Genomic DNA, 24,096 nt, shown 5'->3' on the forward strand with positions numbered 1-24,096 from the left:
AACTCTATAATTTTAATGAATTTTAAGGGCACGGTTATGAGTAACGAATCAGTAGTTATTGTCGCGGCTAAGCGCACACCAATGGGTGGTTTCAACGGTAATTTATCTTCGCTTGCTGCGACCAAACTTGGAGAAGTTGCGATTAAAGCAGCCTGTGAAGAGATGGATGTCTCTGTAATTGATGAAGTCATCATGGGGTGTGTATTACCTGCTGGTCTTGGTCAATCTCCAGCGCGACAAGCGTCACTGGGGGCGGGGCTTCCGCTAAGTGCAGGTGTGACAACTATCAACAAAGTATGCGGGTCGGGCTTAAAAGCGGTAATGATGGCGCACGACTTAATTAAAGCAGGCAGTGCGACAGCAGTCGTGGCAGGCGGAATGGAAAGCATGAGTAATGCGCCATATATGTTGCCTAAAGCTAGAACGGGATATCGTATGGGTCATGGTCAAGTACTTGACCATATGATGTTAGACGGTCTAGAAAATGCCTATGACGGCAAAGCAATGGGCTGCTTCGCACAGGATACTGCTGATGAAGAAAATATTTCTCGCGGTGAAATGGATGAGTTTGCTCTAAGCTCGCTTTCCAAGGCTCATGAAGCAATAAACAGCGGAACTTTCGTCGATGAAATAGTACCTGTTACAGTTTCTTCTCGTAAGGGCGATACTGTTGTTGATACCGATGAAGGCCCAGGTTCCGCTCGCCCAGAAAAAATTCCAACACTAAGACCGGCTTTCAAAAAAGACGGTACGGTCACGGCTGCTAACTCAAGCTCAATCTCTGATGGTGCAGCGGCACTGGTTGTAATGAGCGAAAGCAAAGCAAATGAACTTGGTCTAGCACCGCTTGCGCGCGTGGTTGCTCACGCTACAAATTCTATTGAACCTGAAAACTTCACCGTTGCGCCTGTTGGCGCTATGGAAAAAGTGCTGGATAAAGCAGGTTGGACGAAAGAAGAAGTCGATCTTTTCGAAATTAACGAAGCATTTGCCATGGTAACCATGTTGGCTGTCAAGAAGCTTGGACTAGATGAAAGTAAAGTAAACGTAAAAGGCGGCGCTTGTGCGTTGGGTCACCCAATTGGAGCCTCTGGTGCACGCATTTTGGTAACACTACTTCACGCGCTTAAGCAACGCGGTGGTCGCAAAGGTATTGCATCTTTATGTATTGGTGGTGGTGAGGGTGTAGCGCTTGCCGTTGAAATGCTCTAAGCCACTGCTCTAAGCCACTATAGATAGCTAATATGTAAAATATTTAATCACGGAGCCTAATCACATTGATTTCGCTCTGTGGTTCAATATAAAGAAAGATACAAAAGCATGAAGACAGTGACTAACGTTATCAATTCTATAACCCTTGCGGTTGCGCTATCCACTTTAACGCTTGTTGCGAAAGTCCAAGCTGACTCATCGTTTTCAGTAAACTCGACTTACGCAGACACCCACGGTAACAATGGCACTCACTACGAGGAATCACGTTCTTTATCGAATAATGAAGACACCTACGATGACTTAACTCTGTCTGCGCTTCACGAAACTCAATCAACCGTTGATGTTTCTAACAACGCTGTTTCGGAAGACACCCACACTAACGAAGAAAAAAAGACTTCGGGTGACACCCATGCCAACAGTGCCCATGCCAACAGTGAATCGTCAGCTATCTACCCCAAGAAAATAAGCCAGGTACCTTATTCAGCGTTGGGTGTCTTGCCAACAAGCGAAGCTGATGAACAATTCAGCTACGGCGATGACCCATTACAAACGATTTATACTTGGCACGGACGTTTGTCTGCGAACGCAATGTATGCTGATAAAGCGTTAATATTTATTCACGGTGGGTGTTGGCTTAATGCCTACGGTTACGAACATGCGAAAGGGATGTATCATGCTTTAGCAGAGCTTGGGATGGGTGTCTACGTAACAGAGTATCGGCGTGTAGGTGATGAAGGTGGTGGCTGGCCCGGTAGTTTAGACGACGTGACACAAGCAATAAGTACAGCCTTAAAACGAATAGAGAACGAAGGGCGCTACACCAACATTTACATTGCGGGGCATTCTGCTGGTGGGCACTTAGCTCTGCTTGCTGCGCAACGTCTTTCTTCGTCATCCTTGAGCCTATCGCGCGCAAACATAAAACGGATTATCGGGTTAGCAGCAATTACGGACATCCAGTCCTATGCCATGGGCCATAACAGTTGCCAGTCGGCTACAGCGAAGTTCATGAATGGAACGCCTGACAATGTTCCAACCGCGTATCAAAGGGCGACACCAAGCCCAACCCATGGCGGTTTGCCAATTACACTACTCCAAGGCGATGCTGATAGTATTGTGCCAGCGCGCCACGCTGTATTATCTGGAACCAACCAAAAAATAATTAAAAATGGTGGCCATTTCGATTGGCTTCACCCTGAATCAACATCCTTTGATGCTTTACTTGAGGTTATTAGTGAACATGATGAATAAGGTTTTTTCAGCTGAACAACTTGATATTAAAGATCCACTCCGTGACAAGGCGCAGGCGTTTTCGCTTCCCGCTAATACGGTCTATTTAGACGGCAATTCGCTAGGGCCTCTGCCTAAGGCAGCCAAACAGCGAGCTGACGAAGTTGTCAATGAACAGTGGGGAAAGGGGCTCATTACAAGCTGGAACAAGCATCAGTGGATCCATCTACCTCAAATAGTGGGTGATAAGATTGGCGGCCTGATTGGCGCTAAAAGTGGCCAAGTTATTTGTTGTGACTCCATTTCTATTAATCTGTTTAAAGTATTAAGTGCGGCGTTGAAAATGCACCCAAGTCGCAAGGTAATAGCGACTACCCGCGATAATTTTCCTACCGACATATACATGGTGCAAGGCCTGCTTGACTTACTCGGCAGCGATTACAGTATTCGCTATGTTGACGAAGCATGCATTGGGTCGCAGCTAACTGACGATATTGCCGTTCTGATGCTGACACAGGTAAATTTCAGAAGTGGCAATAAACTCGATATGCAAATCATTACCGAGCAAGCCCACCAAAAGGGCATTTTAACTTTGTGGGATTTAGCGCACAGTGCTGGAGCATTTCCTGTCAGCCTAGACGCATGTAATGTGGACTTTGCAGTCGGCTGTACCTACAAATATCTAAATGGCGGCCCTGGTGCGCCAGCGTTTATCTATGTCGCTAAACGACATCAAGCACAGTATCAACAACCTTTGTCTGGTTGGATGGGGCACAGCTCGCCTTTCTCATTTTCTCCTGATTACGCTGGCGACAATTCCGTGAAGCAAAACTTGTGCGGTACGCCAGGAATTGTTGGAATGAGCATTTTAGATGCGGCATTAGACGTATTTGAAGATGTATCACTTAAAGCTATTGATGAAAAATCCAAAAAGCTACAGGCATTTTTCATCGCTGAAGCCAAGCGCGCAGGCCTTCTGGACAAGTTTTCCATTGTAAGCCCCAGCATCGATAATCGAGGTAGTCAGCTTGCTTTCGCGCACGACCACGCTTACGCCATTTGCCAAGCTTGGATCGCTGAGGGGGTGATTGCAGATTTCCGTGCACCAAATATTCTGCGAATAGGTTTTGCGCCATTGTATTTAAGTTTCGTCGATATTGAAAAAGCGGTGGCAAGCCTGACCAAAATTATGAATGAAAAGCGCTATGAAAACGATGAGTTTCAGCAAAGACAGAGCGTTACCTAGCTGAAAAGCGAGATTATCAGCTAAATAATTGCAATTTTTGAATTTACGCTTAATACTTCGCGGTTGTCATCGATATCTTCACATGTTTTGGGTGTGCAGTTGAAAAAAATAAGAAAATATCTGCTTTGTACCATGTTGTTTGTAGGAGCGAGTTGTTTTAGCGCGCTCCTACAAGCAGAAGCTGGTCAAAAGGCGGCATCTGAACAATCTAATAATGTAACGTACTGTATAGATCCTAACTGGGCGCCTTACGAAGCAATCAGAAACGGTATCCATGTGGGGATTTCTGCCCAATATATGCAGCTTATTGCTGAAATATCTGAGTTAACGTTTACCCTAGTGCCCACTGAGAGCTGGCAACAGAGCCTAGAGTACGTTCAGCAGGGGAAGTGCCAAGTTATCCCCATGCTAAATACTTCCGACTATCGAAAGCAGTTCCTCGACTTTAGTGTGCCGTATTTTGAAGCGCCCAATGTGCTGGTGGCTAAGTCTGGTATGCCAATGATACAAGGCTACGCTGGAGTGGGAAATCGAGTAGTAGGGATTGTTCAGGGTTATCGCCAAGTTGAATATATTTCACGACACTATCCGGGGTTACGTTTAAAGCTTATTCCGTCTGAAGAAGAAGGGCTAAAGCAGCTGGCGAATGATGAGTTTGATGTAATGGTGGGCTCATTAATGAGCGTGAATATGCACATCAATAATTTGAAGCTGAAAGACCTCAATATTGTTGGTTACGCCGAGCCCTTCGACTCATTAGCTTTTGGTGTGAACAAAACCTATGGCCACCTGGTGGACAAGCTTAACTTTGCCATTGAGCGTATCCCAGAAACGCGAAAGGTAGAAATTTATAAGCAGTGGAATAATGTCCAAGTTCGCTATAGTCGTAACTATGTCGTTATGGTTTTGAGCACCGCAATTGTCATTTTAGTTTTCTTGCTTTTTACTTTTAGAAATAGAAACGTTAGCGGCTACAAGCGTATTATTAACCAGAAAAACGAGGAAATAGGTGCGTTACAAGCAACCTTGTTAGAAAAGAACAAGACCCTTGCTTTTTTGTCTGCTCACGACACGGTAACTGGGCTATATAACCGCAATCATATGATCCAGCGTGCGGAAGAAGAAATCTCACGTTTCCATCGATTTCACACTACGGCTTCGTTAATTGTTATCGAACTAACCCCTGTAAGCGATGACAGAGATTCAATTGAGCCCTCGGCTAAAGAAGAGGCGCTAAAAGCCGTGGCAACGAATTGTCTAAATACCGTTCGAGAAGTCGATGTTGTTTCGCGTTTTAGCGGTGAACAGTTCATTATCTTGTGCCCTCAAACCGAGTTAAACGCAGCTAAAAACCTTGCAGACAGATTGTTAGACTGCATTTCTACCCATCACTCGCTTGTCGAGAGCTTTAAAACGGCCATGGGTTTATCTGAGCTCAGGGAGTCTGAGGAATTCACAGAGTGGTTTGAACGCACCATGAAGGCACTGTACCAGTCAAAGCGCCAAGGGTATGGCAACGTAACTGTAGCACAGTAACTTCAGTGAACTAGTTCGGCTAAATTAAAGGGTCGTAGTGCCATTGGTGCGAATCGTAACGAATTTGCGCCCTGTCGTATTCTCGCTCAGAACGCCAGTTACGGTTATTAAGCTTCGCCGAGACCCCCGGATAAAGACGTTTGTTTGCGATAAGTTTTATATCTGATTGGTAGTTTTCTTTTGCTGCTTTAACATCGTTGGCTTTGTTTTCAAGCCACTCCAGCAATGCGCTCTCATTATTAAAAAGCTCTAACGCTTCAGCTACTTTACGTTGAAGCTCTTTAGGTACTTTCTTACCTTGAATAAGGTTAATTTTTTCTTTGTGTTTAAGATTGTTTTCGCGAATTTGCTTCAACAATTCATCTAAAGAGTCTTTGCGCTCTAACAGTTGGTTAAAGCCCGGGCTAAAATCAACTTTCAACGTACTGCCAGATACAGCGCCTAAAGTGCCAGCTTCAACGCGATCTTGGCTGATAATGTCACAAGCAAATAGATTTCCCATGGGCTTATCAATTTGTCCAACTATGACTGCGCCGCCGCAACGCAGGCGACTATACGCCAACTGACGACCAACGGTAATATTACCGCTACATTGTATATCAATGCCTTGACCGTGTTGAACGTGGATACTGCCGGCTGCGACTAGTTGGCATTGGAATTCACCTTGGGTATCGTTAACTTTTCCCATCGCGCCTTCGGTAATGATGATGTCGCCGCCAGACTCGATATACGCCGACTCCACAAAGCCGTTAATGGTTACATCACCAGCGGCCTTGATTTGCATTTTCTCTGTAACGTCGCCGTTTACCAATACTGCACCTTCGTAATTCACGTGCCCAGAGCCTACGTTCACGCCGCTACAAATGAAGGTATCGTCAATGTTCATTATCTGGTCTCGGTATTTCGGCATACCAGAAATTGCAGACATTAATAAATTGGCGTCGCTGTCGGACACCACGGTGCCGCTGCCCATTTTAAAGTTAACCCATTCGCCCGCAACGGCTGGAATTTTATTCCCTTTGATATCGAAGCCAGAACGGCCCTGAGTTGGCTCGGTTCTTCTCAGCACAGGCGTGTTCACTTTAACGCAAATTACTTCGCCTAAATTACGCATGTCCACGCGCTCGCCATCACCCGTCTGGGGTTTTAACACCCTTTCAAGTGCGTTTGGTACCAGGGGAATAAATTTTGAGTTTTTGCCATTTCTAGCTGGTAGGCCCTTCGCGACAATTTGCTCTAGTACTGTGCCTGGAGGAGACTGCCTTGCTTGGGTAAGCATAGATTCAATGGTTTTGGTGCTTAAGCCACGTATGATTCTGTTTTTTACTGCTAGAGATTTAACGGTACTTAATGAGGGAAGTTTACCGCCATAGGGTGTGGTCAGCACAAGGTTCGCTTGCATCCCATCCTCGGGAATGCGAAATTCAATTTCAGCATTTTTGCGCTCGCCAATGCGTTCCTGAACAACAGTGCTATCACCCGTCTTAAAATAATGATTAGCTGTATCACAGGCCGACTTTAACGCTTTTTCAGAAACATACAGCCGCTTAGTTTCACCGCTCTCTAGTTGCTTTCTTATTTCCCTACTATCAACTTCTGACGTGAAATCAGACGGATTTAACTGTAAGTTAATGTAGGTTCTTGATTTATCGAAGCTTATTGTTACGCCATTCATAACTTCTTTATTCCCTTGCGCACGTGTATTCTTTTTATCGGCGGCATCTATCGATTACTTGACGTTGACTTGTTCTCGGCCTATCTATTTTTTTTTCATCTACTAATTTAAGGCGTTCTAAAACGCCCGTCAAAGGTTTTCGGCATATTGGTAAAGTGCGCGTAATATGGCCTGCTTCTCAGGATTGTCGCTGTGTTCATGCGCCAATGATTCCAACCGCATCATATAGTTTTCTAATGTGATTGAGCCGTGAAAAGCTGAATCAGTCAAGCGAGCTTGGCGATGATGCTGCCACCTGGTCATTTCATCTGCGGTCAGTGTATTAGGATAATTTCTAGCGCGGTATCGAAATAGCTGCTTTCTGAGCCCTTCGTGCTGTGTTTTTTCACTCAGAGTGGCTAAATCATCGGGCTGTGCTTCAATTACACGCTCACACCACCTTCTGTCTTCGTCATTAAGAAACCCACCACTATATAGCGCGTGATCTATATCCAGTTCACCACTTTGAATGTCGTCATCATAGACATCTACGATTTTAGTGGCGAGTTCGGGCATACTGGCAAGTACTTTGTAATTGTCTAAGCAGCGCTCGCGATCCAGTCCTAGTCGTGCGGCATTGTCTTCTGTCATTGCTTTAGCTGTGGTAATAAACGGCGAGCGGTTGACGTGAATGAGCTTAAGCCCTGGTCTTTCTAACGCATCGTCAAATGTATCTGCCGGGGCATAAAGCGCCTGTCTAATCTCTTCTGGTGTGTCATTCACTAAACTGTCAATGTCATGCGATAAATCAATAGCGATAAATGCATTGTTGTTGGTTGGGTGCTTTGCCACAGGCATAACCCAAGTGCAACAGCCTTGAGAGGCTGGGAGTTTAGACGAGATATGAAGCAATACCGATGGTTTAGTGAGATCAATTTGCTGCATAACCGTGTGTTTACTGCGTAATGACAGCGCATAATCGAAAAGGCGAGGCTGCTTTTCTTTTATCAGTTTAGCAAGGGCTATTGTGGCGTAGACGTCACTCAAAGCATCGTGAGCGTTTTCGTGGCCAATATTATTAGCTGCAGTTAACGCCTCAAGTTTAAAGCTTGGTGCACCATCTTCTCGGCGTGGCCAATTAATACCATCGGGTCTCAGCGCATAGCACGCTCGCGCTAAATCGATTATATCCCAACGGCTATTTCCATTTCGCCATTCACGTGAATATGGGTCGTAAAAGTTTCTATAAAACAGGTAGCGGGAAACTTCATCGTCGAATCGGATACTATTAAAGCCCACACTACAGGTATTTGGCGTCGACATTTCCTGATAAATTCGCGCCGCGAAGTCAGCTTCGTTAGAACCGTCGCGAATGGTTTGCTGCGGTGTTATGCCGGTCACCAAACACGCTTCTGGATGTGGTAAATAATCATTCGCAATGGCGCTCATGATATTTATGGGTTTACCAATCACATTTAAATCCATATCAGTTCTTACTGCAGCGAATTGGCAGGGGAGATCTTTTTGTGGGCTGGTGCCAAAGGTTTCAAAATCGTGCCACAAAAACGTAGGTGCGTGCATAACCACTATTGCGATGTTAGAGAAATATTGATGGCAGTGTACACCGCGAGAAATTGAATACCAAATGCTGGCGTTAATATGAACAGTGATTTATTTGTTAGCCATCGGCAAGACTTAAAAAAACGCGTTAATCATTGTCTTTTTTTGAGTATTTTGCGTTTTGATGTATCGCGCGAAACTTGCGCATTAACAAAATGATGACTAGCTTTAAGTTATCAAAATTTATACGGATATTGCCTGTTTGTCGTTCCTTAAATCCAGTTCATCCATCAGTGAAGCTAAGAGTACTTTAGGCTTAGCGTTAGTACTTGCAACAGTGCTTGTTGTACTTGTTGTTGGTTTGTTCGAAAGTAATATCAAAGCGACGGCTGAATCTCAAACTTTCACGGCATTAGAAGAGAGTGCCGCCAGTGCTGAAAATGCTGCAAACTCTCAGGTGAGAAAGTATATCAATGCGCTTAACTTTCTACATCAGACACCACCTATAAGCGGCATCGTCCGCGCGACTGAAAATGAAAATCTAGACCCCAAAGACGGTACGACGTTGGAACAGTGGAAGCAGCGACTAGAAACGATTTTCGTTGCTTTTATCGAAAATAACGAAGAAGTCGACCAATTAAGAATCATTCAAGCCAATGAGGATGGAAGCGAGTTTATTCGGGTGGAAAGAAACGGGGGAAGTGTTTTAGTAGTTAAGGACAACGATTTACAACCTAAAGCAGCGAGAAGTTACTTCATAGAGAGTGTTAAGCGCAATAAGGGCGAGTTTTATATTTCAGATATCAATTTGAATCGTGAATATGGGAAGCTCGAGTTTCCTTATAAAAGCGTTATTCGCCTTTCTCTTCCAATCTTCAGCAGCTCTGGTGAGCGTTATGGTTTTATAATCATGAATGTAAACGCCCAGTTTCTACTGTCGCAAATGGAACAAACGCTTGTCGGCAATCAATTGCTATTTGTTACCGACAGTGAAGGCTTTTTTGTCAGTCATCCAGACAGTGATAAGTCCTTCTCCAGAGATTTAAATCCTATGGTGAATTGGGCGAGCGAGTTCGAAAGCTCTTCGAAAATAGGCAGGGCTAAAATTAAACAGACCGCACAGACAAACTCATCTTTGTATACGGTCACTCGTGCTTTTACGATAAACGGAAATCAGCAAACCGCCCCGTTTTTTCTTCATACGGCATTGTCTCAGTCAGAAGTGGCAGCCCTTATCAATGAGAAGAGGATTAGCGTTTACAGTGTAATTGGGGTAGTTACGCTAATTTTTGTAAGCGTTTTACTCTTCGTACACCGAAGTAACAGTAAAAACATTGAGCTGGCTAAGGTGCGCGGTGAGTCCGTTGCTATTATCGCTATATCTAAAGATGCGATTTTCAGCGTAGATTCTGCTGGCGTGGTGAAAAGTTGGAATATGGCAGCCGAGTCACTTTTTGGGATCCCAAGCCAGCTTATTTTAAATCATCACTATTCGTCATTTGAGGAGCTTTCTCTATTAGGGCTTGAATCGGTTCTCACCAAAGGCGGAAAGCAAAGTACCTTTACAACCCCTTACACCGATGACGAAAAAGAAGAGCACACGCTACTTATAACCGCATCTACCATTTGGGGTGAACAGTCACAGTTTTCAGGCGTTGCTGTTGTAATTAGAGATGTGACCGACGAACGCAAGGCAAAAGACGCGATAGAAAGGGTAAACCTGAAGCTTGAAGAAAAAGTGGTAAGCAGGACGAAAGAACTTGTTGAAGCGACGCAAGAGGCGCGAAAAGCGAGCAGTGTTAAAAGCTCTTTTATTTCTAATATTAGCCATGAAATGAGAACACCGTTAAACGGGGTAGTTGGCTCGTTGGCGCTACTTAAGCGTCAGCCCCTTAATGAGAAAGCTGAACAGCTTGTTTCCATGATGGAAATTAGCTGCAACAATCTCAGCGTGCTGATTAACGACGTTCTCGACTTGTCTAAAATTGAAGCGGGCAAGCTTGATATTAATAATCAATATTTTGACCCGCTTGCACTTATCGAGTCTATCGCCAAGGTCTTTACCGTTAAAGCAGCTTCTAAAGGACTACAGCTTCTTGTTGACACAACAGGTCTTCCCCCCGTGGAAATAAACTCAGATCCACACAGAATCAACCAAATTCTTAGTAATTTATTGAACAATGCTATTAAATTCACTGAAGAAGGGCATATAAAGCTACAAGCATCGTTAAGTGATGTAGATGCGGGGACACAACAACTTCATTTCAGCGTATGTGACACGGGCGTAGGGATAGCACAAGAAAATCAGCCCAAACTGTTTACCGCGTTTACGCAGGCTGATGCATCTGTTGCTACCCAATACGGAGGTACCGGACTTGGCTTGTCTATCTGCAAGCAATTGAGCCAGCTTATGGGAGGAGACATTACGTTCAACTCTGAAGTTGACATTGGCAGCACCTTCTCATTTTTCGTTACACTTCCTGAAACAACTTACGACAGCGCGTTCGAGCATAAAATGGCGGTGGAAAACGAAAGTATGCTGCTTAACGGGATCACAATCGGTGTTTCTGCAAGTTATCCACCTTTAGAGGAAAACATCTGTTGTTTAGCCTTACACGTCGGTGCAGAGCCGCAAGTAATAGGTAAGCATTCTGAGTTAGGAACAGTACCTTGGACGCAATTTAATGCCATTATTGTGGATGAGGCCAGTTCACTCATTCGTGAGCTAGATGATATATGGCAGGCACAAGCTGCCACTAAAGACGCTGGTTCGTTACCTGTGGTTTATATTCTTCAAAAACTAGAAGGGACACCTTTCCACTTCAATCACCTTGTGCCGCTTTACTTGCCAAAGCCATTATTCAGGTCGAGTTTTGCAATTGTCCAACAAGGGTTAGACGCTGCGCTGTCGGGATATACATTAAACCAGTCAGATATCTCATCGGGTAAAGGGAAAGCTGAGGACATCTCAGACGGTGAAGAGGCAGCAGACGATACTGAGCAGCAATTGTCTATTGAGAATGCCAACTTATTGATAGTTGATGACAATATGATCAATCGCGAGGTGGCGAAGGGAGTGCTGGAAAGTTTACCTGTTAAATTGTTTACCTGCAGCGATGGTGAGGAAGTTGTGGCGTTCTTGACGAAATGTGAAAGCAAAGGCCGCAGAATTCACAGCATATTGATGGATTGTCAGATGCCTAATATGAATGGTTATGACGCTACCCGAGCCATACGAGAAGGTAAGGCAGGAGCGATGCACAAAGATGTACCTATAATTGCCATGACAGCCAATGCCATGCTCGGCGAAAAAGAGAAATGTTTAGAGGCAGGTATGGACGACTTTGCGACAAAGCCTGTCATGGCCGATGTACTTATTCCTAAAGTGAAACAATGGTTAGTGCATCAAATAACGGCATTAGCAAGTGCAGAGCTTAACGATACTGATACGAGGTCAAGTACCGGAATCACTGCCAGCGAACCTCCACTGGTTGACAGTTTGTTGAGTGCCATCTCAAAAGAAATGGACTGCGACACGCTATCGGATTCAAGAACAGAGGCTGGAGTAGAAATAGATCCCGCGTTACAGAATGCGAAAATAGCTAATGATATTGCCGCTCGCGAGGGCTCGGAGAAGGAGGCTGAAATTGATAACGTCAATCAAACTCAAGTTGATGAAAACAATTCAGAGGGGCTTGATGGATGTTGGGAAAAAGACGATGCCATTGCTCGGATAATGGGCGATAAAGCGCTATTTTCTCGTGTCTGCGACCTGTATTCCAGAAGCGCGCCTGACAAGCTTAAATTACTGCAGCAGGCTGTTGATAGTCGAGACTTCGAAAAGGTTCAGGTGCTTTCATTGAAGCTCAAAGGTATGTCTGCAGATATTGGTGCCGTACAGTTACAACGAGACTTTGAGAGCTTATGGGAATTGTCAAAGGCGAAAAAGTGGGAAGACGCTGAAGCGCTACTCCCTTCCATCACCGATGATCTTAATACTTTCTTAGAGATCCTCGAGGTAGCCTAGCCTACCTAAGCTAATTGTGTCATCTTACGTCTAAGGTCGCGTAAAAATCGCATCAACAGAGCGCGTTGAATTGATTCTAGAAATCTGTACTCAAACCATCTCACAGATTATGCGCGCACGTAAAACGTAGCTATTAGGAGTAAAGCTTTTGAACCCATCTCGTATTTTTCGCCAGCCGAATAAAGTTCGACATGCACTGTATGCAATAGGCGCGCTTGCTGCATCGTTTGCCATTACGAGTGTTCCAGCATTAGCGGATGATTCCAAACAATTAGGAAAAACACCCGTAGCTATCGCTATTCATGGCGGTGCAGGAACCATTTTAAAATCATCGATGACGCCAGAAAAAGAAGCGGACTATAAAAGCGTATTAACCCAAGCGGTGCAGCATGGCTACGCGTTGTTGCAGAAAGGTGAAAAAGGTGAGGTTGCGGTAGTAGAAACCATCAAAATTCTTGAAAGCTCGCCATTGTTTAATGCTGGCATAGGTGCGGTATATACCTTCGACGGTGAGCACGAGCTTGATGCGTCGATAATGCACGGCGGCAGTAAAAATGCAGGTGCTGTTGCGGGGGTGAAAACAATAAGAAGCCCAATAGAGGCTGCGTTATTGGTAATGAATGAATCTCCACACGTTATGCTTTCTGGGAGAGGCGCTGAAGATTACGCAAAAGAAAACGGCCTTGAACAGGTAGACAACACCGTTTTTGATACCGAGTTTCGCAAACAGGCTTTAGATAAAGCGAAAGCACGTATGCAACAGGTCTCGAGTGGTTACGGTTCGCAGCAAGGCAATGAGCGCTTTGGCACTGTTGGAGCAGTAGTATTGGACCGAGAGGGCAACATTGTCGCGGGAACATCCACTGGCGGAATGACGGCTAAACGGTATGGACGTATTGGAGACTCGCCTGTTATTGGAGCGGGGACCTATGCCGACAATGAAAGCTGCGCGGTATCGGCCACAGGACATGGTGAATATTTTATTCGATACAACGTGGCAGCAGATATTTGTGCGCGAATGAAGTACCAGGGTTTAACGTTAAACGACGCTGCGAACACTGTAGTTAACGACGTACTTGTTAAAGCCGGTGGCGATGGCGGTGTGATTGCTATTGACGCTAAAGGTAACGTCGCTATGCCGTTCAATTCTGCGGGTATGTACCGCGCTAGCGTTGACATAAATGGTAAAGTGAAAGTGGCAATTTACAAAGACTAATCTCTGAAAAACTATTTGTTATTTTAATGTTAAATCTGCTGGCTTGTATGCAACGAAACGTCTAATCTTAAAGTGTGGGGGAAAATTGCTTTCACATGTGGTTAAAAATAATTGAAGTGCCGTAACGCCAATTAAGTCGCAGTATCGGTCACATTAGGCGCCACGGCTGGAGAATTGAAAATGGAATCGTTGCAAGTCAGTGATTATATGAATACTCACCCAGTGAAGCTTAATGTCGATATGCCCGTTGCGCAGGCTGTCGAAGTGTTATTAGCCAGTGGGCAGAGTGGGGGTCCGGTACTCGATAGCAAAGGTAGAGTGGTGGGCTTTTTGTCTGAGCAAGACTGCATCGCTCAAATGATCGCGTCAAGCTACTATCGCGAACAAATTTGTAGAGTAGGGGAAATCATGAAAACCCCTGTAATTTCTATCAAACCTTATATGTCGGTAATAGAGTTAGCCCAATTACTGTTAAAGGAAAAGCCGAGAGTTTACCCCATTGTTGATGATGACGGGGTACTGTTAGGCTCAATTAATCGAACGGCAGTGCTACGGGCTATTGATGTTCAATTGAATGATGGATACCAGCGCGCGGGTTAGACGTTGTTTGGGATAACGCACTTTTATTTAGCTTGGTAGGATTTAGCGCTGCAGGTTGCGTAATGAATGAAGATGCGGCGCTGGGTTAGAACGGCCAGAAGCTAGTGCGACGCCATGCATTTATCATATACCAGAAAGGAGGCGTTAACTTGCTTAACGCCTCCTTCTTATTTATTCACTTTTCGTATTATTCGTTACATGTGTCAGTGGCGTTCGCGCTTGGCGCTCGCTAATTTTCTGATCGCATCTTTAAGTGACACACCAGCAACTAGCTTAAAGTTTTGGGTCTCGCTAGGCATGACGTTTCTTCCATCTTGTACTACCCAAAGCCCTTCGGTGAACCTTCCTCCCAAGTTAGCGTTGGTTACATCAAGCCCATCTGTTTCCGACACGCCGTCAATTTGCGTGGCTTTATCTGCCGTAATTTGAACAAGCCCCATCAGTTCCAAGACTTCAGGGTTCTCAGTGTGTACGTGATAGATAGCATAGCTGTTATTACCCTGACTCGATGCGATTAGGTAAGTTTGTGAATCTACATCAAACAGAGCCAGCCCTTCAATATCAGCTTCTACCGGGGCTTCTATCTCAGCGATGAACTGAGGCTGATTGCTGTTTGAAGTAATATCCAAGGCCCAAATCCCAGCACCTTCCTCACCTAAGTATGCCGTGCTCGTTTTAGTATCCACAACACATCCTTCTGGCTGTGAGGGAAGTGAAAAGGACTGTGTTAAATGTCCATCAACAGCTTTGTCTGGGGAGATAGACACGCTATATCGTTCGAAGCGGCCACTGGTGTCGTTAGCAAATACATGAGCTATTCCGCCTGACACAAACAGACACATGCCGTATATATCATTGAGTGTAGTGCTTATGTGGCCAAGCTGAGTCATATGACCGCGTTTATCTATTTCAAATACAGACAAACTGTTATTCGACCGGTTTGATGCCACTGCGATATCGATAAGTGGCGTATCGCTTTGCCGAGCTTTGGTTTCTGCCACAGATACCTTGTATCCCACATCAACGTTATTCACTCTGCCAACAGGAAGGCTTTGCACTAGCTTGCCGGCTAAGTCATAGCTATTTAATGCGCCTTTTTTGTCGGTGCCGATTATGCGGCTTTGTGAAGCGCTGTGCGAGTTGACCCATATGGCAGGGTCGTCAGCAGCGTCGCCATGATTTTCCACAGGGTCAGTTTCAACATCGGGTTTAACCTTGATAGTGAGGTTTGCATGTTGGGATGCGCTGTTATTTGTATACGCCTTCTCCATGTGATTTTCTTTTAGCGAGGTAGCTTTAAAATCGGTACTGCATTGTCGATTAAGTGTAGCTGCACTTAGTTTTGAAGGAAGCTCGGCAGTAAACATGTCGCCTGATTCGTCATCGTCAACAACAAGAGAAATGTGTGAGCCTTCTTCACTTAACGACAGGTGAACGAATTCAGGCTGAATAGAAGTAGACTTGTCGGTTGCTTTTAATTGGCGATCTGCTGAGTTACTTTCGTTCGCCGTATTTATTAGCGAGACAAATTGCGTAAGACATGGTGCTTTGAGCCATATCCCGCTGGCATCCGGACTCACCCAGGCAGCGATATCCACGCCATCTACCGTTGTTGAAGATAGGGTGGCTACACCTTCAATGGCCACATCTTGATCGTGAAAAATAAGGGTTTTTGCTAGCTCACTTTCAATATCGGTATCTAATTGCCACACACCGGCAAATTCGTCAGCAAGGTATAGCGTTTCGGTGTTGGCATTTATCGCGCAACTTTTAATGCCTGGACCTATCGCAAAGTCTCTAAGCGATAAAAAGCGCCCGTTGTAAAATTCATACTGATTCAATGTGCCTGTCGCATCGATATTAACAATTTGCAGTTCGCCAGCGCTTGATGTTGTAGCACAAATGGCTTCAGAACCTTTGGTCAACTGGGTTTGCGGTTGGTAAACCTCAAGAGACGCGGCGTTAATGCGATACACCTCTATGTACTGGGTGTTGTTATTGAACACTACTAAAGACACCCATTGTTTTGAATTAGATTCCACAACTTCGGCACGTGCTAAGGTGTAATGTCCCGCAATGAAGTGTTTTTTTCCTTCAGAGTTACTTAGTGAAATACCCTTATGTTCGTTAACATTAATGTTGATAGCGTGGGTGTCATCGTAAACTTTATGTTTGTTGTTGGCGCGGGCGTCCTTGCTAGTGTTGTTAGCATGGGTGTCTTTGTAAGCGTCTTTGTAAGCGCTTTGGGTGTTAGAATGGTCGGCGTGCGTTTGGTAGTGCAGAGTTAGGCCTAAACCATTTTTTAGCTTTGTTAGCGGTAATGCGATGCTTTGGCTTTCTGCTTTTACTAACTGGCTTTCGCTGTGCGCTAACTTGATATTCGCACTGGTATCTGCGCTGGTATTAGTATCGTGAGAGGCTGCGCAACCGAACAACGTCAAAAGTACGCTTGAAAGTGCCGCTGTGGTAATTGTGGTTTTAAAAACTGTTTTGGTGTGACGCTGATTGGTCATTGTTGTTATTGTCCTGAAACTTACTGAGATCAAACCATGCATAGCGCATCGACTAAAACATGGCTTACAGATTATTAAGAGCAGGTTTGAAGGCCATACTACCTACGGCCTTCAAACCCGATAATTAACTTTCGATATACCTGCCTAGTTAAGCTGCCAAGTAAAGCCAAGTTCGAACGTGCGGCCGTATTCTTCATACTGAGCGTTTTGGTTGCGCGTATCGAAATAGTTGTAGAAAGGTTCGTCACCTAAGTTGATGCCGTTGAAATACACCTGCATGCTGTCGTTGATGTAGTAGCGCGCCATGAAATCAACCTGTACGTGGTCGTCTTCAAATCTGAGCATGTCACCATCAATCTCTTCGAAATTGTCGCTTTTATAGGTGGTGGCTAGACGTACACTGAAGTCATTCGCTTCGTACCCAATGGTGATGTTGCCAATACGGTCTGATTGATTTGGTAACTGGGTTTCAAATTTTTCGCCATCCAAGAAGGTAGTTGCTTCTGAGTCGGTAAAGGTAGCGTTAGCGGAAACAATAAAACCGTTATTGAAAGCTTTCACCCAAGAAAGTTCTAAGCCGGTTAAATCGGCAGAGTCGCCGTTAATTGGCTGTATGACTTCTTCAAAACCTTCCCAACCGGTTGTATCTGCAACATCAGCATACACAACGAAGTTATCGATATTCTTGTAGAATAGCCCTGCTGAAATTACACCGATGTCACCTGGATAGTATTCAATCGACAAATCAACGTTTTGTGCTTCGTAAGGTTGAAGGTGAGGGTTGCCAACTTCCGCCTCTCGTTCAGTCACAAATACGCCATCATCTTCTTCTGTTTTGCTCTCGATGATTTGAAATGCCGCTACATCTTCAAACTTTGGTCTTGAAATAGTTTGGGTGTAGGCAGCGCGAAGCTGAAGTCTATCTGAAACAGTGTATCTGGCATTTACACTGGGTAACCAATGATCGTAGTCGCGCTCTGCTTCCCATGGCGTATTTACCACTTCTTCTACGTCAGTTTCTTCGTTTTCTACAAGCTCTACTCGCATACCCGATGTAGAAAAGTCAGTACGTTCATAGCGAACCCCTGCTACCAAATGAAGTTTATTTATATCTACACTGCCCATGATATAAGCGGCAAAAATATCCTCTTCATTCACATAGGTCGCGCCACGAGACTCTACTTCAGAATTTAGGCTGTCTAATTCCAAGCTCTTGCGGTTTTCGTTAAAGTAGTTACGCATTTCACTTCGATTAAGCCCAGGCCCAAAGTCATCATGAGAGTAGTCTGGACTGGCAGCTCCGAATTGCGAAGCGTCTAGGTCGTCGAATTCTCCATCAAAAATAGCGATGCTGCTGTCGCGGTCTTTTTCTCGGCTTCGGTATTTCGAGCCAATTTTTAACTCACCGATATAGCCACCAAGGTTGATGGGGCGGGCGGCGTCGAATTTAATACTGGTTTCGGTATCTTTCGTGTAGTTATCTTCAAAGCTGATCTCATCGACTTCATAGGTTGATAAGTCCATGGCATCAGCGTTTTGTGACACGGTTGGACGCATAGTATTTAAGTCTGCGTCGATACTGTCATTTTCGGTTTTGAATACGTAATACAGTGCATCTGGCTCGTCTTCATCAGACTTTGCATAACCGAGCTGCCAGTTTGCTTTCCAGGTATCTAATTGGTGTTCACCACCTAACGCCACAGTAAAAATACTCTGACTTTCAAAGCGGTCTTTACTTTCTCTTTCTATTTCTGAGTCTTCGCCATCGAACGTGAATATATTACCTTGACGGTATTCGTCGTCAGAAAACTCACTGTAAAGTGTGCGAAGAAAGTATTGGTTGTTGAAGTCAGGACGAAAATCGATATTTAACGCACTACCCAAACGTTCGCGAGTGATCGTGTAGTGACGTTGCTCAAGCTCATCGTCACCGTTACTTTCAACATTGTCTGAACCAAAATCTCGGTCAAAGTAGGAAATGGCGCCAGCCACCCCCCATTCGGGCGAAAGCTTCTTAGTAAACGTACCAGAAAGCTTTGGACTGGTTTCATCGCGTAAATCATTTTGACTGGCTTGCACGGTTACGCTCGCGGTATCTCGAGCCTTATCAAACGCACTCACGCTTTTCACCGCGACTGAACCACCAATGGCGTCTCCGTCCATATCGGGCGTTACCGATTTAGATACCTCTAACGTTTGGATGAGTTCAGAGGGAATGACGTCAAGGGCTACTGAACGTACGCCTGATTCAGGCGAGGGAATATTCAAGCCGTTAATGGTTACGTTATTCAAGTTGGGGTCGATACCGCGTATGCCGACGAAACGACCTTCACCCTGATCTCGCTCAATTGACAAGCCAGGTAAACGCTGTAACGACTCAGCAGCATTTTGGTCTGGAAATTGTCCAATGGCATCTGCGGATACAATAGACGAAATACGATCTGACGTTCGCTGCTGGTTTATGGCACTTGCCTGACCGCTTCGTTGACCACGTACCAAGATTTCATCGATGGTATCGCCGCCGCCAAACTCCACGGCTGCGCGCGCAATGCCGTTGTCCGTCACTTTTATCGCTTGCGTAACCGTTTCCTCACCAAGATAAGAAATTTCTAGCGTGTAAGTACCCTCTGGAATAGAGGGAAACCGGAATGTACCGTCTGTGCCTGCTTCAGTAACCAGTCCTAATTCTTTAAGCTTAATTTGAGCACCGGTATAGCTGCGCGTCTGTGCGGCGTCTTTTACTGAACCGATAATTACGCCATCAGCAGCTGAAGCAGGTATAGCGACACTAAGGCCCATTGCCGCTATGCAGGCAAGTGTTAGAGAAGAGTACGCGGTTTTAATTTTCATTTATTTTCCAATTAATTAAGCAGTAAAAAGGCGTTTTGAATAAGTGCTAAGTAAGTGAATGAGTACCCTAAGAATCCTGCATGACAGTTATATGACGATTTGATGGAACAAGCGGTACACAATCGGTAATTGTCGCCTATTTGCAATTGGCTGAGCTAAATTGACCCTTGCTTAAATTACTGATTTTGTTTGGTTTGTGTGTCTTTTTTTATGCTCCTAAAGTTCGCTGCCATCAAGATGTCACATTGCTGAGCCAAACTGACCCTCGACAGTTTCATCAGATTTGGGCAAGACTCTCGTTTTGTTATGAGCGCTGGCGGTGGCCGGACTAACGCGTGATGTATCCAATTCAAGAGATTTCCAAAGAGAGCACTATGTTTACCTTTACAAATTCAACACAATTTAGGCATCACAAGCTTTGGCTAGCATTTACATTTTGCGTAGTGGCGTTAGCGGTTTGTTTAGCTTTTATGTTTGGCAATGCAAAAGAAAGCACCGTGATATCAGGCCTCGATATTGTGGGAGAGGGAAGCATTGCTTTTTTAACTTTGGCGTGGATGCTAGCTGCGCTTGCCAGCCGTCCCCCAGGTAAAGTAACGAGCCTTCTCACGGTAGGGCTCGGCTTCTTTCTATTTTCAGTTAGTTTAGATTTTTTGGATGAGTTTTTTCATTATCCTGAAGAGGCTTATTGGCTTAGCATGATTGAGTCTTATCCTGCGGCTGTGGGTATGGTAGTAATGACCGCGGCACTGTATCAGTGGCACCTAGAGCAGCGCGCGTTAAACTTGCAATTACGACGCAGAGAATGGGACTTTCGCGATCACGATGCTATCGACCCCATCACTCAGCTTTACCGCGCAGAGTATTGGAAAACACAAATTAATAAATTACAGCAGTCTGGCAAGTCAGCTGTCATCGCCATTATCGATATCAATAACTTCTCTTTGTTCAACCAAAAGCATGGGTATACAGAAGGCGATAGGTATCTGCACGATATTGCGCAATTGGTGATTATGAATTTGCGTCAGCAAGATTTAGCGTGCCGCTATGCCGGTGATAGGTTTGCTATTCTTATACCTGACGTCTCGCCCATGCAGGCTGACGTTATCCTCAACGATATCAAAGTGAGCATTCAGCACCTTGCGTTTAGACACAGCCAAAATGCAAACGCTATTTACACTACCGCTCGCAGTACTCAAGTGACTTTGTTACCTAATCAACGCCTTGCGACAGTGCTTAACACCATGCTCTTAGAACTTGAGCGTGCCCATGGTAGCGCAGCGTAATTAGGCCGGTTTGGTCAGTGTATTTGGCGATAGTAATTGGTAGGGGTAACGGGTGAAGATGAATGAAGATGCCTGCAGCGAGTAACTTATGGATTTAATGTTACCAAGACTAAACGCACTACGAGACTCTGAGGACGAAGCTGCAATTGCAGGTGCTGAGTACCGTCATTCAACTCGTCTTTCTGGAGTGGGTTTCTCTCTAAAAGATGATGCTAAAGAGCTTGGCATGGGTGTCTCTGTAAAAAGCGATGCTGATATGCTTCACATGGGTGTCACTGTAAAAGATGACGCTAATGAGCTAGGCATGGATGTCATCGATAGTGCTGGTAGTGCTCATGTAGTGATGTCTAGCCAAGATAAAGTAATAGTTGGGTATTGGTTAGTGAGGGCAGCTCTTAATGTGGCGCTCTCTCGTGGCGCGAATAAAAATAAGCTCTTGCGCGGTACAGGAATTTTTGAAGATGCGTTGCAACACCAATCACTATTAAGCATAAATCAATATTCATCGCTGTTAGTGAATGTTCAAAGCCAGGCGAGAGGCGGCGACGTTAGTTTTTTGCTGGGGGGAGCTTTCGCCTCGCAGTGGCTATCTAGTCCACTTAATGCGCTCAAAGCATGTGAAAATGTAGAGCAGCTACTTTTACAGCTGACTCAACGCCAAACATACCGGTGGTGTAGCCTACCGCTCTGTCAGTTTCAGCGTTTTGAAAACGCAGACCAAATAATGTTAGTGCCTCAGTTTACAGTGGTAAGCAGCAAACAGCTTCAGTTCTCCATTGAAATGGCATTCGCAAGCGTTGTTGCACTTATGAAAAGTATAGCGAATAAGCGAATTCGTTTATCTTTCTCTTTTACCGAGAGTCGACCAAGAAATATTGCTGATTACGAAACCCACCTTGGGCTTAAGTTATCGTTTAATCGCGCTTTTAACAGTATTTGCATTGAGAAAGACGTATTACGCCAACCTTTGGAGCTAACAGCTCAGTCGGATTGTTCTGCTGAGTCACATGTTTCTCTGGAAGGTATCGTTAGTAATAGCGCAACGCAAAAAAAAGAAGGGGTTTCTATTGAATTGCAAAACCGTTTGTCTTTGCCTGATTTTGTGAGGCGTTATGTTTATGCATCCTCCAACACACAGGCAGCAAATATCGGATTTCCTGAATTAGCGGAAACCTTAAACGTCAGTGTGGCTACGCTAAAGCGGAAACTAAAAGAGTACGGCACTAGCTATCGCGCGCTCTGCGAGGAAGTACAGCGCAATCATGCACTTTTACTTCTTTCGGTGCACAAAGTGAGTAACGAGACGGCGGCCAATGCAATGGGCATTAACGATTTACCTAACTTTCGACGAACGGTAAAACGGCTTACAGGTAAAACCCCTAGCGAGCTTAGAATTTAACGTGAATGACTGATAGCGCCTGTCCATATTTCTACGTAACAGAGCTATGCCACACACTTATGCCAAACATTTATGCAACACTGCTATGAAAAATAGCTAGGCGGCAGTCGCGTTCTACGGCTAAATGGTTGTAGCTTCACTCGTGTAATAACTCGAAATCTAATCGTAGCGTCTGGCACAGTGCAGATGAGTTAATTATTGGAAAGTAAATTTCTTTTCAATGCTTTAAAAACCTTTTATCCTTTGCAGCTTTAGCTTTTCACCGTTCAAGACCGTCAAAATATGGTTTCGTTGAAGCTTTTTCTTACGCATTCGCAACCGGCAGGTGGCTTTTCCGCGTAGCCTTTAAACTGTTGCTAGCAGGCAATAAAACCCAAAAAGAGAGTTTTCTGTGCACGAAAATAAAGACATTGCACCAAATTCTATTGCACCTAACCCGCTAGGTTTAACGCCTATTTTGCTTTTTGTGATCCTTGTTGTGGTAACCGGCATTACTACAAACGACATCACTGCGATGCCTATTTTGGTTGCGTTTTTTATCAGCGCTGGCTATGGGCTATGTTTAAACCCGAAAGGGAAAAAGGTCAGCTTCTCTGAAAAAGTACAAACCTTTTGCAAAGGCGGTGGCGATAAAAACATTATTCTTTTGGTGCTTATTTTCCTGTTAGCCGGTGCGTTTTATGCGGTGACTATAGATATTGGCGCTCGGGATGCCACGGTGAATATGGCACTACAATTTGTGCCCTCGGCGCTTATACTGCCAGGCCTCTTTTTGATTTGCTGTTTCATATCATTTTCAATGGGCACGTCTATGGGCACCATTACCGCGCTCTCGCCCATAGGTGCAGGTCTTGCCACAAGTTTAGGGCTGCCGGTGGAAATGGCGCTGGGTATTGTGGTGGGGGGCGCAATGTTCGGTGATAACCTCTCGTTTGTTTCAGACACCACCATTGCCGCAACCCGTACCCAAGGCGTTCAGCTAAAAGACAAGTTCAAGGCAAACTTAATGGTTGCTGTGCCGGCATGCAGCGTCACCATGGCGTTGCTGCTTATGGTAGATGTTGATACTTCTGGCATCGTTGAAGGCGGCAGCTACGATTTTTGGCGCATAGTGCCTTACTTGTGCATTATTGCTTTTGCGCTAACAGGGTTTAACGTCATTAGCGTACTTGCAGTGGGTATTGCCAGTGCCTGCGTAGTAGGCTTGCTACAAGGAAGCTTTACGCCACTTTCAATGATGCAGAGCATCCAAAAAGGGATGGGCTGGATGCAAGACTTAGCGATGATCGCCATAACCATAGGCGGTATTGTGGCGCTTATGCACGCTAACGGCGGTATAACATGGTTAATCGAGCGCTTAACTCGTAAGGTCACGTCAAAGAAAGGCGCTGAGTTCAGTATTGCTGGTTTGGTTAGCTTTTTGGACATTACAACGGCGAACAACACTATTGCGATTGTTACCGCAGGTCCAATTGCTAAAGACTTAAATGAAAAATACGGTGTTGACCCTCGTCGTACCGCATCACTTTTGGATATCTTTTCGTGCAGTTTCCAAGGTTTAGTCCCTTACGGTGCGCAGCTTTTAAGTGCCGCGGCCGTAGTAGGTATTTCACCGTTAGCTATTACACCGTACTGCTGGTATCCCATGCTGATTTTCGTGTTTGGTGTGGCGGCCATTTGGTTCGGTTTTCCCCGTTTTAAAACGCCCCAAGACGATGAATTAACCCAAAGCGCTTAAATTCTCGTAACGCTTAACACGCTGGCTTT

14 protein-coding genes are annotated in these 24,096 nt (G+C 45.0%); 10 read left to right on the forward strand and 4 right to left on the reverse strand.

Going from position 1 to position 24,096, the window contains the following annotated elements:
- The first annotated feature begins 36 nt into the window (after positions 1-36).
- The 4 genes from AC0J2X_RS14490 to AC0J2X_RS14505 all read left to right on the forward strand — a co-directional run bounded on the left by AC0J2X_RS14490 (position 37) and on the right by AC0J2X_RS14505 (position 5,224).
- Positions 37-1,212: a thiolase family protein gene (locus AC0J2X_RS14490; protein WP_014949162.1), complete on the forward strand. Its 1,176-nt coding sequence runs from the start codon at positions 37-39 to the stop codon at positions 1,210-1,212.
- Between the two features lie 108 nt (positions 1,213-1,320).
- Positions 1,321-2,463 carry an alpha/beta hydrolase family protein gene (locus tag AC0J2X_RS14495; protein ID WP_472996160.1) on the forward strand — a complete coding sequence of 381 codons (1,143 nt, stop codon included), beginning with the start codon at positions 1,321-1,323 and terminating at the stop codon, positions 2,461-2,463.
- Complete coding sequence (kynU, locus tag AC0J2X_RS14500) at positions 2,453-3,688, forward strand: kynureninase (RefSeq protein WP_472996161.1); 1,236 nt, start codon at positions 2,453-2,455, stop codon at positions 3,686-3,688. Before AC0J2X_RS14495 ends, kynU begins: the two co-directional genes overlap by 11 nt.
- Positions 3,689-3,820: 132 nt before the next feature.
- Complete coding sequence (locus tag AC0J2X_RS14505; RefSeq protein ID WP_039227064.1) at positions 3,821-5,224, forward strand: diguanylate cyclase; 1,404 nt, start codon at positions 3,821-3,823, stop codon at positions 5,222-5,224.
- A 19-nt stretch (positions 5,225-5,243) separates the two neighbouring features.
- Here the strand turns inward: AC0J2X_RS14505 and AC0J2X_RS14510 are convergent, their stop codons facing one another.
- Together AC0J2X_RS14510 and sbcB are read right to left on the reverse strand one after the other, a co-directional pair.
- Positions 5,244-6,899, reverse strand: coding sequence for a FapA family protein (locus tag AC0J2X_RS14510; RefSeq protein WP_014976276.1), 1,656 nt, complete (start codon positions 6,897-6,899; stop codon positions 5,244-5,246).
- Between the two features lie 129 nt (positions 6,900-7,028).
- Positions 7,029-8,459, reverse strand: coding sequence for an exodeoxyribonuclease I (sbcB, locus tag AC0J2X_RS14515; protein WP_061485649.1), 1,431 nt, complete (start codon positions 8,457-8,459; stop codon positions 7,029-7,031).
- Positions 8,460-8,700: 241 nt separating this feature from the next.
- Here sbcB and AC0J2X_RS14520 point away from each other — a divergent pair, with 241 nt between their 5' ends.
- The 3 genes from AC0J2X_RS14520 (at position 8,701) to AC0J2X_RS14530 (ending at position 14,281) form a co-directional block, all read left to right on the forward strand.
- Positions 8,701-12,465 (forward strand): ATP-binding protein, encoded by a 3,765-nt coding sequence (locus tag AC0J2X_RS14520; RefSeq protein WP_472996162.1) that lies wholly within the window; start codon positions 8,701-8,703, stop codon positions 12,463-12,465.
- Between the two features lie 148 nt (positions 12,466-12,613).
- Complete coding sequence (locus AC0J2X_RS14525; RefSeq protein WP_472996163.1) at positions 12,614-13,681, forward strand: isoaspartyl peptidase/L-asparaginase family protein; 1,068 nt, start codon at positions 12,614-12,616, stop codon at positions 13,679-13,681.
- A 180-nt stretch (positions 13,682-13,861) separates the two neighbouring features.
- On the forward strand, positions 13,862-14,281 hold the full coding sequence (locus AC0J2X_RS14530) for a CBS domain-containing protein (RefSeq protein ID WP_014949170.1): 420 nt from the start codon (positions 13,862-13,864) through the stop codon (positions 14,279-14,281).
- Between the two features lie 203 nt (positions 14,282-14,484).
- Here AC0J2X_RS14530 and AC0J2X_RS14535 read toward each other — a convergent pair whose 3' ends face one another.
- Both AC0J2X_RS14535 and AC0J2X_RS14540 read right to left on the reverse strand, forming a co-directional pair.
- A complete protein-coding gene (locus tag AC0J2X_RS14535; protein ID WP_472996164.1) occupies positions 14,485-16,794 on the reverse strand; it encodes a phytase in 2,310 nt (769 codons plus the stop codon).
- Between the two features lie 144 nt (positions 16,795-16,938).
- Entirely contained in the window at positions 16,939-19,644 is a 2,706-nt protein-coding gene (locus tag AC0J2X_RS14540) for a TonB-dependent receptor (protein WP_472996165.1), read from the reverse strand.
- A gap of 374 nt (positions 19,645-20,018) precedes the next feature.
- Between AC0J2X_RS14540 and AC0J2X_RS14545 the strand changes: the two genes are divergently transcribed.
- From AC0J2X_RS14545 to AC0J2X_RS14555, 3 genes are all read left to right on the forward strand, one after another.
- Complete coding sequence (locus AC0J2X_RS14545) at positions 20,019-20,930, forward strand: diguanylate cyclase domain-containing protein (RefSeq protein WP_014976289.1); 912 nt, start codon at positions 20,019-20,021, stop codon at positions 20,928-20,930.
- Positions 20,931-21,018: 88 nt separating this feature from the next.
- Entirely contained in the window at positions 21,019-22,329 is a 1,311-nt protein-coding gene (locus AC0J2X_RS14550) for a helix-turn-helix domain-containing protein (protein ID WP_014976290.1), read from the forward strand.
- A 391-nt stretch (positions 22,330-22,720) separates the two neighbouring features.
- The gene (locus AC0J2X_RS14555; protein ID WP_472996166.1) at positions 22,721-24,067 is read left to right on the forward strand and encodes a Na+/H+ antiporter NhaC family protein; all 1,347 of its coding nucleotides are present in this window, start codon (positions 22,721-22,723) and stop codon (positions 24,065-24,067) included.
- Positions 24,068-24,096: the final 29 nt, after the last annotated feature.

This window comes from Alteromonas sp. R7 (assembly GCF_055755235.1).

Bases quoted from the DNA above. Each gene is read 5' to 3' on its own strand.
- AC0J2X_RS14490 (WP_014949162.1), top strand. From the start codon at position 37: ATGAGTAACGAATCAGTAGTTATTGTCGCGGCTAAGCGCACACCAATG.
- AC0J2X_RS14495 (WP_472996160.1), top strand. From the start codon at position 1,321: ATGAAGACAGTGACTAACGTTATCAATTCTATAACCCTTGCGGTTGCG.
- kynU (WP_472996161.1), top strand. From the start codon at position 2,453: ATGATGAATAAGGTTTTTTCAGCTGAACAACTTGATATTAAAGATCCA.
- AC0J2X_RS14505 (WP_039227064.1), top strand. From the start codon at position 3,821: ATGTTGTTTGTAGGAGCGAGTTGTTTTAGCGCGCTCCTACAAGCAGAA.
- AC0J2X_RS14510 (WP_014976276.1), bottom strand. From the start codon at position 6,899: ATGAATGGCGTAACAATAAGCTTCGATAAATCAAGAACCTACATTAAC.
- sbcB (WP_061485649.1), bottom strand. From the start codon at position 8,459: ATGCACGCACCTACGTTTTTGTGGCACGATTTTGAAACCTTTGGCACC.
- AC0J2X_RS14530 (WP_014949170.1), top strand. From the start codon at position 13,862: ATGGAATCGTTGCAAGTCAGTGATTATATGAATACTCACCCAGTGAAG.
- AC0J2X_RS14535 (WP_472996164.1), bottom strand. From the start codon at position 16,794: ATGACCAATCAGCGTCACACCAAAACAGTTTTTAAAACCACAATTACC.
- AC0J2X_RS14540 (WP_472996165.1), bottom strand. From the start codon at position 19,644: ATGAAAATTAAAACCGCGTACTCTTCTCTAACACTTGCCTGCATAGCG.
- AC0J2X_RS14545 (WP_014976289.1), top strand. From the start codon at position 20,019: ATGTTTACCTTTACAAATTCAACACAATTTAGGCATCACAAGCTTTGG.
- AC0J2X_RS14550 (WP_014976290.1), top strand. From the start codon at position 21,019: ATGGATTTAATGTTACCAAGACTAAACGCACTACGAGACTCTGAGGAC.